The 11,863-nt window shown below is 71.9% G+C and carries 10 protein-coding genes; 1 reads left to right on the plus strand and 9 read right to left on the minus strand.

Annotated elements, in window-relative coordinates; all coding sequences use genetic code 11:
* Positions 1-50: 50 nt before the first annotated feature.
* The 4 genes from ACWGH4_RS20680 to ACWGH4_RS20695 all read right to left on the minus strand — a co-directional run bounded on the left by ACWGH4_RS20680 (position 51) and on the right by ACWGH4_RS20695 (position 4,104).
* Positions 51-2,279 (minus strand): hypothetical protein, encoded by a 2,229-nt coding sequence (locus ACWGH4_RS20680; RefSeq protein WP_453462858.1) that lies wholly within the window; start codon positions 2,277-2,279, stop codon positions 51-53.
* Positions 2,280-2,513: 234 nt separating this feature from the next.
* Positions 2,514-3,002 carry a DUF6113 family protein gene (locus ACWGH4_RS20685; RefSeq protein WP_453462861.1) on the minus strand — a complete coding sequence of 163 codons (489 nt, stop codon included), beginning with the start codon at positions 3,000-3,002 and terminating at the stop codon, positions 2,514-2,516.
* The gene (gene mshB / locus ACWGH4_RS20690) at positions 2,999-3,886 is read right to left on the minus strand and encodes an N-acetyl-1-D-myo-inositol-2-amino-2-deoxy-alpha-D-glucopyranoside deacetylase (protein WP_453462864.1); all 888 of its coding nucleotides are present in this window, start codon (positions 3,884-3,886) and stop codon (positions 2,999-3,001) included. Before mshB ends, ACWGH4_RS20685 begins: the two co-directional genes overlap by 4 nt.
* A 23-nt stretch (positions 3,887-3,909) precedes the next feature.
* Positions 3,910-4,104, minus strand: a complete 195-nt coding sequence (locus ACWGH4_RS20695; RefSeq protein WP_005312422.1) for a hypothetical protein — start codon at positions 4,102-4,104, stop codon at positions 3,910-3,912.
* 169 nt (positions 4,105-4,273) lie between these two features.
* On the opposite strand from ACWGH4_RS20695, the gene ACWGH4_RS20700 reads away from it, so the two are divergent.
* Positions 4,274-6,433 (plus strand): prolyl oligopeptidase family serine peptidase, encoded by a 2,160-nt coding sequence (locus tag ACWGH4_RS20700; RefSeq protein ID WP_453462867.1) that lies wholly within the window; start codon positions 4,274-4,276, stop codon positions 6,431-6,433.
* A gap of 8 nt (positions 6,434-6,441) precedes the next feature.
* On the opposite strand, the gene ACWGH4_RS20705 is transcribed toward ACWGH4_RS20700, so the two are convergent.
* From ACWGH4_RS20705 to ACWGH4_RS20725, 5 genes are all read right to left on the minus strand, one after another.
* Entirely contained in the window at positions 6,442-7,593 is a 1,152-nt protein-coding gene (locus tag ACWGH4_RS20705) for a hypothetical protein (protein ID WP_453462870.1), read from the minus strand.
* A 218-nt stretch (positions 7,594-7,811) separates the two neighbouring features.
* Positions 7,812-8,882 carry an ABC transporter ATP-binding protein gene (locus tag ACWGH4_RS20710; RefSeq protein WP_453462873.1) on the minus strand — a complete coding sequence of 357 codons (1,071 nt, stop codon included), beginning with the start codon at positions 8,880-8,882 and terminating at the stop codon, positions 7,812-7,814.
* Complete coding sequence (locus tag ACWGH4_RS20715) at positions 8,875-9,876, minus strand: ABC transporter ATP-binding protein (protein WP_453462879.1); 1,002 nt, start codon at positions 9,874-9,876, stop codon at positions 8,875-8,877. Before ACWGH4_RS20715 ends, ACWGH4_RS20710 begins: the two co-directional genes overlap by 8 nt.
* A gap of 44 nt (positions 9,877-9,920) precedes the next feature.
* A complete protein-coding gene (locus ACWGH4_RS20720; protein WP_453462876.1) occupies positions 9,921-10,916 on the minus strand; it encodes an ABC transporter permease in 996 nt (331 codons plus the stop codon).
* A complete protein-coding gene (locus tag ACWGH4_RS20725) occupies positions 10,909-11,832 on the minus strand; it encodes an ABC transporter permease (protein WP_453462882.1) in 924 nt (307 codons plus the stop codon). Before ACWGH4_RS20725 ends, ACWGH4_RS20720 begins: the two co-directional genes overlap by 8 nt.
* Positions 11,833-11,863 lie beyond the last annotated feature (31 nt).

The following is an 11,863-nucleotide window of genomic DNA, read 5'->3' on the forward strand; positions in this document are numbered from 1 at the left end:
CCCTCGCCCTGCCGGGCGAGGGGCCACCTGAGCCGTGAGGAGCCGGTGGCTCAGCTCGGGTCGAGCTCGATGACCGCCGTGCGTTCCGCCGGGGTCTTGCCGCGCAGCGCCGGGCCCATCGCCTGGGCCACGTCGTCCGCCGAGACCTCGTGCTTCTTGCCGTCGCCCTTGGTGATCATGATGCCGTCGAAGACACCCTCGAGCAGCTGCTCGATCGCCTTCTTGTCGTAGACCTCGACCAGCCTGCCGTCGATCGGCTTCATGGAGAGGATCTTCGGCAGCGACTTCGCGGGGCCGAACTGGATCGACTTGCCGCCCGCCTTGATCGTGATCAGGCCGGACATCGCGGGCTCCGCGAACTCCTTCATCGCCCGGTCCAGCTCGGCCTGGGTGATGGTCGGCTGCCGGGTGGCGACCGGGAGTTCGACCAGGTCCGGCTTGCCTGTCTGCACCTGGGCGCGGTAGGCGTCCTTGACCGAGATCATGGAGCGGCCGACGTCCAGCGTCTCCCCGGGCTTCCCGGGCACGGCGACGGCCTTGTTGGGCTCGAAGCGGATCGTGCCGTCGCTGGAGGTCCCCGCGCTGCCCGCGAGGTCGGCGAGGGCGACGCTCAGCTTCTCCTCGTCGACGACGATCACCGGCTCCGCGACCCGCTCGCCGCCGAAGAGCGAGCCGATGACGGAGACCGGGTTGTAGTCGCTGCCCGCGGCGGCGCGAACGGTGGCCTGGCTGTCCAGGGACAGGCCGGCCTTGTCCGGGTGGAGTTCTGCCTTCTTGCCGCCCACGGAGAGCTGCAGCGGCGCCTTGGCCCGCTCGCCCAGCGTGGCGTCGAGCTTGTTGACGGCCTCGTCCCTGGTGCCTCCGCCGATGTCGACGCCGAGGACCGTGGTGCTCTTGGGCACGTCGGAGTGGTTCAGCAGCAGCCCGGCGCCGTAGGCGATGCCCAGCAGGCCGACCACGCCGGCCCCGACGAGCACCAGCTTGGAGCGGCCCTTCTTGGCCGGCGCGGGCGCGGGCCGGGGAGCGGGCCGGGCAGCCGGATCGGCCGAGGGGCCGGGCACGGCAGGGCCGCCGGAGCCGCCCGGACCGGCCGGGAACTCCGGGACGGAGAAGTCACCGTCACCGGCCTGCGGGCCGGGCCGGGACAGGAGCGGGTTGGGACCCGTCCCCGGGCCCGTCTGCAGTCCGCCCGGCGGCGGGAAGGGCGAGCGGTGCCCGCCGCCCGGGACCACCGGGATGCCGCTGGTGAGCGTGTCACCGGAGACATGGCCGTGACCGCCGTCGCCTTCGGGCGAGGGCCTCTGCGGGGTGAGCACCGCCGTGTCGTCGGACATCCGGGGCGGGTTGACGCCGGGCACCGGTGCGCCGGGGCGCGCGCCGAGCGGCATGCTGCCCGTGGCCGGGCCGGACGTCGGGCCCGTGGGTCCGCCGTCCCGGTCCGGCGCGCCGGGCGGACGGACGCCCGGCGGAGGCGTGTTGCGGCCGGGGGCGAACCCGTTGCCCTGTCCGGGCGCACCGGGGCCACCGGACGTGCCGGAACGAGGGGCCGGGGGTCCGGAGGGGGCGCCGGGGGAATCCGCCTGCTCCGCGAGGGCGGCGAGGCCCGAACGCGGACCGGACCCCGCACCGCCCGGACCGGGACCGCCCGCACCGCCGTTGCCGGCGGGGCCGCTCCCCGGCGCCGACGACGGTCCCGGGCCGCCGCCCGCACCCGGCGTACCTTGCGCGGCCGCGCCCGGCGTCGGCGTACCGGCCGCCGGTGTCGCACCCGCGGCCGGCTTGCGCGGGGCGAACCAGTCGCTGGTGGCGGGCTTCTCCTCGGCCGCCGGTCCCGACGGCCCTGACGTCTCGCGAGCAGTTCCGGGGCGCGGTGTGCTGCCCGTGCGCTCGCTCTCCCGCTCCGCGGTACCCGCGCCGCCCGAACCGCGCGACGCACTCGGCGAACCGGAGGAACCGGTCCCGCCGGACGCACGGGTGCCGGCCGACGTGCCGGTCCCGCCGGAGGCGGGCCGGGCGTCGACGTCGCTCATCGGCGTACGCATCACGACCGGAGGGATCGGCCGGGAACCCGGGATGTTGATCCGGATTCGCGTCGTCAGCGTCGTCTCGGTCCTGGGCTCTTCCGGCTGCTGCTCCGGGGCTTCCGCGGCCTCTTCCGGAGCGTCCTGCGGGTGCAGTGACGGATACTGGCGCGATCCGTACGGCGGTGTCCCGGAGGGGTACGCGGCTCCACCGCGCCCCTGGGGGCCGGAGGACGAACTGTCAGTTTCACGACTCAAAGCAGGTTCTCCCGGTTGGCTTCGCCGCCCGTTTCTTACTGGATAGCTACTGCTGCGGGCGGCTCGGCGGCGCGCACCACCATACTGGCCGCCGCCGACGAACACCCCGGGACTGTGGGAAGCGGCCTTCCGCCGACCGTACGGGCATGGTCAGTTCGACGGCTTCCCACTCCGTGGGTCGACCCACCCTAGGGGGCCGGTCGCACCGGGTGCTTGCTGGGGTCCTGCGTTGTCCTACCCGCCAAGTCGGCCGGAGCCGCCGCCCGGTTGCGGCGCCCGCGACATGGTGGCACACATCACAGCGACCGCCATGCCGCCGAGCATGAAGACGAGCGGGCCGATCCCGGCCCCGAACATGGCGTCCCCTTCGGGCCGACCGGTGCTGAGCACGACGATCGCCGCGAGCCAGCCGACGGCGGCGCAGGCCACGCCGAGCTGGGAGCCGGTCGCCCGCCGCGAGCCGATGAACAGGCCGGCGGAGGCGAGCAGAGCCAGCACCAATCCGCCCGGGAGCCATGCCGCTTGGACGAGTGAGCCGGCCGTGCCGACGACCGCTCCGAGGATCACCAGGGCGAGGTACGCCACGAGGCGGCCGGGCCTCGGGGGCTTCGGGGAACGGGTGAGCCAGGACCCGGGCGCGCTCCCGCCACCGGCGCCACCGCTGCTCCCGCCGGCCCCGCCGCTGTGGGCACGGCTCCCGCCGGCCCGACTGCCACCGCTCATGACGAAACCCCCGCGAAAAGGTCGTGCTCGCGCTCCCCGGGCTCAGCTCCCGGCTCCCCGGCCACCAACTGGTAGTACTCGGTGGAGAAGAGAGGTTGCCCCAGTTCGTTGGAGAGTGCGAAGAATGGTCCGTCCACCACGATCTGGGTGGCGTGCGCCCGCATCGCGGCCGCCTTGCGGTCCGCGTACGCGGTGCCGTCGATCTCGGTCGTGATCTCCGCGTCGTCCACGACACCGGGGACGTCACCGATGGCGGCGACACCGGAGAAGTCCGCCCCGGCGGCACGCAGCCGGGCGAAGCCCTCCTCGGCGACCGAGCGAGGGACGCGGTTCCAGTAGATCTTGGCGATCGAGTGGGGCGCTCCGAGGTCCGGCCGGAAGCCGGGTTCGGCGGCGAGGGCGGCGCCGCGCATGGCCACACGATGGGCCTGGATGTGGTCGGGGTGCCCGTATCCCCCGTCGGGGTCGTACGTCACCAGCACCTGCGGACGCACCGAACGGACGACCTCGACGAGATGCGCGGCGACCTCGTCCACGTCCGCGCTCCAGAACGCCCCTTCTCGGTGGTTCTGCTCGAGCCCCATCATCCCGGAGTCCCGGAAGCGCCCCTGTCCGCCGAGGAAGCGGTGGTCGGTGACGCCGAGCTCCTTCATGGCCGCGGCCAGCTCCCCGGCCCGGTAGGGGCCGAGCCGGTCCTCCCGGTCCGGAGCGAGATGGGCGAGATCGGCCGGAATGACCTCGCCCTCCTCTCCGAGGGTGCAGGTCACCAGCGTGACCTGGGCGCCGGCCGCCGCGTACAGGGCCATGGTGGCGCCGTTGTTGATCGACTCGTCGTCCGGATGCGCGTGCACGAGGAGCAGACGGCGGTCGGGGAAATCCTTCATACAGGACACCCTAGAACGGGCGGTCAGAACTTGATGCCCCCCAGCATCCCCGCGACGTTGGTCGTCAGCTCGGTGATGGTCGGCGCGACCGACGAACTGGCGAGGTAGAACCCGAGCAACACACAGACCGCCGCATGTCCCCCCTTCAGCCCGGCTTTCCGGATCAGCAGGAAGACGACGATCGCCAGCAGCACCACCGCCGAAATCGAGAGTGCCACGGCGGTTCACCTCCACAGATATTCGGCCGGGACGGGCCGGTTGCATGTGCCAGGACATGTGCCAGGAGGTTCATACCCACCTTGCGCTACGGATCATAACTATCCGTGCCTGCGCATCGATCGGTGCACGGCAGCACATGGGGGCGCACACCCCCTAAGGTTCGGTCGCATGACGTCGACGCAACCGCTCTCCTTCCCGCGTCAGTCCGCGCGGACGCAGCGCTTCACGCTGGGCGCCCCCCGCGCCTTCACGGTGTCGCCTGACGGTTCACGCGTGGTATTTCTGCGCTCGGCCTCCGGAACGGACCGTTCAGGACTGCTGTGGGTACTCGATCTCGAGGGCCACGGCCCACCGCAGGAGCGGCCGGCCGCCGATCCGCGGGACTTGCTGGGCGGCTCGGCGGAGGAGCTCTCCGCCGAGGAGCGGGCACGGCGCGAACGCAGCAGGGAAGGATCGGCCGGGATCGTCGCCTACGCCGTGGACCGGGCCGTCGAGTTGGCGGCGTTCACCCTGTCGGGGCGGCTGTTCACCGCGGAGCTGCGGGCCGGGACCGCGCGTGAACTCCCCACGCCGGGGCCGGTGCTCGACCCGCGGCCGTCGCCGGACGGCCGGCTCGTGGCGTACGTGGCCGGCGGCGCGCTGCGCGTGACGGGCGCGGAGGGCGACGGCGACCGTGCCCTCGCGGAGCCGGAGGACGAGCACACCGCCTACGGGCTCGCGGAGTTCATCGCGGCCGAGGAGATGGGCCGTTCACGCGGCTTCTGGTGGTCACCGGATTCGGACAGGCTGCTGGTCGCCCGCGCCGACAAGCGGGACGTGCGGCGCTGGTGGATCCCGGATCCGGCGAATCCGGACCGGGAGCCCTCGAAGGTCGCCTATCCGGCCGCGGGGACGCCCAACGCCGACGTCCGGCTGTTCTTCGTCGCGCTGGACGGCAACCGCACGGAGGTGACCTGGGACCGTGGGCGCTACCCCTATCTGGCGCGGGTGCACTGGTCCTCCGCCGGCCCTCCGCTGCTGCTCGTGCAGTCACGGGACCAGCGCACCCAGCTGTATCTGGCCGTGGACCCGGAGTCCGGCACGACCCGTACGGTGCACGTGGACGAGGACGACGCCTGGCTGGAACTCTTCTCCGGCGTCCCCGCCTGGGCCCCCGAGTCGTCCTACGAGCAGGGCTTCGGCGGCGGACGGCTGGTGCGCATCGCGGACGAGGGCGGAGCACGGGTGCTCGCCGTCGGCGACCGGGTGCTGACCGGCGCGCAACTGCACCTGCGCGCGGTGGTCGACATCAGCGAGAGCGATGTGCTGGTCTCGGCGTCGGCGGGTGCGGACTCCGCGGAGCCGGAGACCGGCGAGGTCCATGTGTACCGGGTGAACGAGCTGGGCGTCGAGCGCGTCTCCGACGGCCCCGGGGTGCACGCGGCGGTACGCGGCGGCGGGGTGACGGTCCTGGCCTCGTCGCGTACGGACGTCAGCGGCGCCCTCGTCCAGGTCCTCAGGGACGGCAAGCAGATCGCGGTGGTGGCCTCGCACGCCGAGCAGCCGGTGCTGCGTGCCCGGCCGACGCTGACCGAGGCGGGCGCCCGCCGGATCCCGTGCGCGGTGCTGCTGCCGGCGGGCCACCGGGAGTCGGACGGTCCGCTGCCGGTCCTGATGGACCCGTACGGGGGCCCTCATGGCCAGCGTGTGCTCGCGGCGCACAATCCCTATCTGACCTCGCAGTGGTTCGCCGATCAGGGTTTCGCCGTGGTCGTGGCCGACGGCCGGGGCACTCCGGGGCGCTCCCCCGGCTGGGAGAAGGCGGTCGTGGGCGACTTCACGCCGACGCTGGACGACCAGGTCGAAGCGTTGCGGTCATTGGCCGGATCCTTCCCGCTCGACCTCGGCCGGGTGGCGATCCGCGGCTGGTCGTACGGCGGTTATCTGGCCGCGATGGCGGTGCTGCGCCGTCCCGACGTCTTCCACGCGGCGGTGGCCGGCGCCCCGGTGACCGACTGGCGGCTCTACGACACCCATTACGCGGAGCGGTATCTGGGCGACCCGGACGCGCAGTCCGCGGCGTACGCGGCGAACTCGCTGGTCACCGACGCCGGGTTGACGTCCGCGGAGGGCCCGGCGCGGCCGCTGATGATCGTCCACGGGCTGGCGGACGACAACGTGGTGATGGCCCACACGCTGCGGCTGTCGTCGGCGCTGCTGGCCGCCGGCCGGCCGCACGAGGTGCTGCCGCTGACCGGTGTGACGCACATGACGCCGCAGGAGCAGATCGCGGAGAACCTGCTGCTGCTCCAAGTCGACTTCCTGAAGCGCTCGCTGGGCCTCGGGTGAACCAGGGCCTACCAGTTCGGCGGCGGTGACGACGGCGGCGGCGGACCGAACCCGCCGCCGGACGGTGAACCGGGTGGTGCGGCCGGCCCGGGGTAGCCGTACCCCGGCGGCGCGGAGGGCGGATACCCGTAACCGGGCCGGGCCGGCGGGTAGCCGTAACCGGAAGCGGGCTGCGGATACCCGTAACCCGACGGCGGCCCGTACGCGCCGTCCGGCCCGCCCGCCGGGCCGCCCTCGCCGCGACGCGTCAGCAGGACGATCAGCAGGAGTCCCGCCACCAGCTCGAACAGCGAGGTCGCGACGAGCAGTTGGTACTCCAGCGGCGCCTGCCCGAAGTGCTCCAGGAGCCGCAGCCGGACGGCGGCGTCCACGCCGACCGCTCCGGAGGCGGTCACGGCCACGGCGAGGACGGCTCCCAGCGGGCGGGAGAACACGGCCCTGGCGAGCAGGCCCACGCCCGCCGTGAGGCCGAGGACGACGGTCGTGGCGGCCAGCCAGCCCGAGGGCGGCGCCAGCAGCCGCTGCCCGACCCGTTCGCCGCCCACCAGGCTGTCGAGGTACACCTCTGCCCCGACCTGGTAGCCGAAGCGGAACTGCCAGGCCGTGACCAGGGCGGCCTCCAGGAGCAGGAACGCGGCGGAGAGCCAGGCCACCACGACGGTCGGCCTGGTGGGCGTCCGGCGCTGCCGTGCGGCGCGCGGGCCGTCGTCGTGGCCCGCCTCGGCCGGACGCCGTCCCGCCACGGCCGTGATGACGAGCCCGACGGCCAGCCCCAGCACGGCGAAGGTGCTGAACAGCGCCCGGGTGCGTATCGAGTCGGTGGGCTGGAGGTACGCCCAGGAGGCGGTCAGGACCCACAGGCTGGGCAGCCGGACGGCGAGGGTGAACACCGCGGCGGCGACCAGCGCGGACGCCGCCACCGACGAGCGCAGCACGGCGACACCGACACCCGCGTACACGGCGAGGAGCGTGCCGTCGAGGGGCGAGGTGGCCTGCGGGGCGATCCTCCACTCCCGCCGGGGGTCGGAGGCCCAGTAGCGCCACAGGCCCTCGAGCCCGCCGGACACCGAGACGTCCCTGACGATCCACGCTCCCGTGATCAGGGCGAGCACGCCGCACAGCGCCGCTCCCGTGATCCTGGCCCCCCGCGTAAGAGTCACATCGACGATCCTGCATCGGGGCCAGGGGCCGGACAAGGCGGGGACCGGACAGTTCCGGACAACCGGCGCCACGGCACGGGAGGACCGGCCGGGTCCGCATGGCGCGGTCCCGGCCGGTCTACGGCACCCGCACGGCCGTACGTTCCTCAGTGTGAGGCGTCCGTATATCGGACCTGCGACGCCCGAGTTGCGCCGGTGTTAAATGAACTGGCGGACCCTCACAGGGACTTCGCACTCCCGGCGCCGCCGTCGCCGGATGCCGGGCCGCTCGGCACCACATGCTTCTCCTCCGCGAAATGGCATGCCGACGGGTGCCGCGCCGGCCCTTCCACCTGCTCCAGGTGCGGTGGCACGGCCAGCAGCGGGACCTCCCGCGCGCACCGTTCCTGAGCCTTCCAGCAGCGGGTGCGGAAGCGGCAGCCCGAGGGGATGTTGGTGGGCGACGGCACGTCCCCCGTGAGGATGATCCTCTCCCGGTGCTCGCGCGCCTGCGGGTCGGGCACGGGCACGGCGGAGAGCAGGGCCTGGGTGTAGGGGTGCGTGGGGTGGTCGTAGATCTCGGCGTCCCGGCCGATCTCCACGATCCGTCCCAGATACATGACGCCGACCCGGTCGGAGATGTGCCGGACGATCGACAGGTCATGGGCGATGAACACATAGCTGAGCGAGAACTCGCTCTGCAGTTTGTCGAGCAGGTTGATGACCTGTGCCTGGACGGACACGTCGAGAGCGGAGACCGGCTCGTCGGCCACGATGACCTCGGGTCGCAGGGCGAGCCCGCGGGCGATGCCGATGCGCTGGCGCTGGCCGCCGGAGAACTGGTGCGGATAGCGGTTGATGTACTCGGGATTGAGCCCGACGACGTCCAGCAGCTCCTGGACCTTCTGCCTGCTGGAGCCTTTGGGGGCCACCTCGGGGTGGATCTCGTACGGCTCGCCGATGATGTCGCCGACCGTCATCCGCGGGTTGAGCGAGGTGTACGGGTCCTGGAACACCATCTGGATGTTGCGGCGCACGGCCTTGAGCGCACGCCCCGACAGCTTGGTGATGTCCTCGCCCTTGTACCGGATGGCGCCCGCCGTGGGCCGCTCCAGGTGGACCAGCATCTTGGCGAGCGTGGACTTGCCGCAGCCCGACTCCCCCACGATGCCGAGGGTCTCCCCCGCGAACAGGTCGACGTCGACGCCGTCGACCGCTTTGACCGCGCCGACGTGCTTCTTGAAGAGGATGCCGCGGGTGAGCGGGTAGTGCTTGACCAGGTCGCGCACCTCGAGGATCGCCTCAGCCATGGATCGCCGCCTCCCAGAAGTGGCACGCGCTGCCACGCTGCTCGTTCACCTCGTACAGCGGCGGTACGTCGGTCCGGCACACGTCCTGGGCCATCGGGCAGCGCGGATTGAAGGCGCAGCCGGGCGGGATGTGCATCAGGTTGGGCGGCAGGCCCTTGATGGCGTAGAGCTCCTGCCCCTTCTGGTCCAGGCGCGGGATCGATTCGAGCAGGCCCTTGGTGTAGGGGTGGGCGGGCGCCCGGTAGATGTCGTGGACGGGCGCGGTCTCCACGATCCGCCCGGCGTACATCACCGCGATCTTGTCGGCGACGTCGGCGACGACGCCGAGGTCGTGGGTGATCAGGATCAGTCCCATGTCCAGTTCGCGCTGGAGCTCGGCCAGCAGATCCATGACCTGTGCCTGGACGGTCACGTCGAGCGCGGTGGTCGGCTCGTCGGCGATGATCAGGTCCGGCTCCAGCGAGAGGGCCATCGCGATCATGATGCGCTGGCGCATCCCGCCGGAGAACTGGTGCGGGTACTGGCCGACGCGCTCCTTGGCCGCGGGGATGCGGACCCGGTCCATCAGCTCGACGGCCCTGGCCTTCGCGTCCTTTCGGGACAGGCCCTGGTGGACGATGAACATCTCCCCGAGCTGGTCCCCCACGCTCAGCACGGGGTTGAGGGAGGACAGGGCGTCCTGGAAGATCATGGCCATTCCCGCGCCCCTGATCTTCCTCCGTTCGTCCTCCCGCATCTTCAGCAGGTCCTGGCCCTTGAAGAGGATCTCGCCACCGGTGATCCTGCCGGGCGGCATGTCGAGGATGCCCATGACGGCCTGGGCGGTGACGGACTTGCCCGACCCCGACTCGCCCAGCACCGCGAGCGTCTCGCCCGCGTCGACGGTGTAGTTCACGCCGTTGACGGCTCTGGCCACGCCGTCGCGGGTGCGGAACTCCACGTGCAGGTCGCGTACGTCGAGCAGACGGCCTGGCGTGTCCGGTTCCGCGGACATCACGGCCTCGTAGGACGTGGCGGGCATGGCGGCTCCTTGGGCGGTCAGCGCAGCTTGGGGTCGAGGGCGTCGCGTACCGCGTCGCCGAGCATGATGAAGGCCAGCACCGTGATCGCCAGCGCTCCGGCGGGCCACAGCAGCATGTGCGGGGCGTTGCGGATGTACGGGGAGGCCGACGAGATGTCGATCCCCCAGGAGACGGTCGGCGGCTTGAGCCCGACGCCCAGGAAGGACAGCGTCGCCTCCAGCGAGATGTAGGTGCCCAGGGCGATGGTGGCCACGACGATGACCGGTGCGACCGCGTTGGGGGCGATGTGCCGCAGCAGCATCCGTGAGCTGGAGGCGCCGAGGGCGCGGGCGGCCTGCACGTAGTCGTTCTGTTTGGCGGTGATGACGGAGCCGCGTGCGATGCGGGAGATCTGCGGCCAGCCGAGCAGCACCATGAAGCCGACCACGGGCCAGACCGTGCTGCTGGTGATGACGGACAGCAGCACCAGGCCGCCGAGCACCACGGGGATGCCGAAGAAGACGTCGGTGAGCCGGGACAGGACGGCGTCCCAGGCCCCGCCGAAGAAGCCGGCGAGACCGCCGAGCACGGAGCCGAACAGCGCCACACCGAGGGTGGCGCACACGCCGACGGTGACCGAGGCCCGGGCGCCGTAGACCGTACGGGTGTAGACGTCGCAGCCCTGCCCGTTGAAGCCGAAGGGATGGCCGGGCTGGGAGCCCTCCTGTGCCTTGGCGAGATCGCAGCTCTGGGGGTTGCCGGAGGCGATCAGCGAGGGCCACAGGGAGATGACGACCAGAAAGAGGATGACGAGCGCGGAGACGATGAAGACGGGGTTGCGTCGCAGGTCCCGCCAGGCGTCGGACCAGAGGCTGCGCGGTCTGGCGGCGGGGCCGGTGCCGTCGGGCCCCGGAGCCTTCTCCAGCGTCTCTCCCTCCGCCATCGCGAGATTGGCCGCCCCGCCCGCTCCGGTGGCCGCGACGGCGGAGTGCCCCGGGTCGTCGAAGTGCGGATTCTGCTGCGGCTCAGGCATACCGGATCCTCGGGTCCAGGACGGCGTACAAGAGGTCCACCAGCAGGTTCGCCACCAGGAAGACGATGACGAGAACGCTGACGAAGCCGACGACGGTCTGCGTGTTCTGGCGCAGGATGCCCTGGTAGAGCTGGTAGCCGACGCCGTGGATGTTGAAGATCCGTTCGGTGACGATCGCACCGCCCATGAGGGCGCCGACGTCGGTGCCGATGAAGGTGACCACCGGGATGAGGGAGTTGCGCAGGAGGTGCTTGCGGATGACCCGGCTCCTGGGCAGGCCCTTGGCCTTGGCGGTGCGCACGTAGTCGGCGCGGCTGTTCTCCGCGATGGAGGTGCGGGTCAGCCGGGTGACGTAGGCCAGCGAGACGGAGGCGAGCACCAGGCCGGGGACGATCAGTTCGTCGAGCCGTGCGTCGGTGGAGACCGACGGGTCGATGATGCCCCACTTGTAGCCGAGCAGCAGTTGGAGCAGCAGACCGGTCACGAACGTCGGCACCGAGATGACCACGAGGGTGAGCAGCAGCACGCCGCTGTCCACGGGCCGGCCGCGGCGCAGGCCGGTGACGACGCCGAGGGCGATGCCGATGACGATCTCGAAGAAGACGGCCACCAGGGTGAGCCTGATCGTGACGGGGAAGGCCTCGCCCATCAGCTCGGTGACCTCCTGCCCGTTGAAGGCGGTGCCGAAGTCCCCGGTGAAGACGTTGCCCATGTAGGTCGCGTATTGCTGCCACACGGGCTTGTCGAGCCCGAACTCCTTGCGCAGCTGTGCGGCCGTCGATGGGTCGCACCGCCGCTCGCCGCACAGGCCGGCGATGGGGTCGCCCATCACGTTGACCATGAGGAAGATCAGCAGTGTGGCGCCGAAGAAGACGGGGACCATCTGCAGCAGACGCCGGATCACATAACGTCCCATGAAGGGCTCCGGGGGTCGGGGGAAGGGATGC

The sequence above is a fragment of the Streptomyces sp. NPDC054847 genome (genome assembly GCF_053610925.1).

Excerpts from the sequence above, each read along its gene's own strand:
- ACWGH4_RS20685 (WP_453462861.1), bottom strand. The coding sequence starts at position 3,002 with ATGAGCGGTGGCAGTCGGGCCGGCGGGAGCCGTGCCCACAGCGGCGGG.
- mshB (WP_453462864.1), bottom strand. The coding sequence starts at position 3,886 with ATGAAGGATTTCCCCGACCGCCGTCTGCTCCTCGTGCACGCGCATCCG.
- ACWGH4_RS20700 (WP_453462867.1), top strand. The coding sequence starts at position 4,274 with ATGACGTCGACGCAACCGCTCTCCTTCCCGCGTCAGTCCGCGCGGACG.
- ACWGH4_RS20710 (WP_453462873.1), bottom strand. The coding sequence starts at position 8,882 with ATGGCTGAGGCGATCCTCGAGGTGCGCGACCTGGTCAAGCACTACCCG.
- ACWGH4_RS20715 (WP_453462879.1), bottom strand. The coding sequence starts at position 9,876 with ATGTCCGCGGAACCGGACACGCCAGGCCGTCTGCTCGACGTACGCGAC.
- ACWGH4_RS20720 (WP_453462876.1), bottom strand. The coding sequence starts at position 10,916 with ATGCCTGAGCCGCAGCAGAATCCGCACTTCGACGACCCGGGGCACTCC.
- ACWGH4_RS20725 (WP_453462882.1), bottom strand. The coding sequence starts at position 11,832 with ATGGGACGTTATGTGATCCGGCGTCTGCTGCAGATGGTCCCCGTCTTC.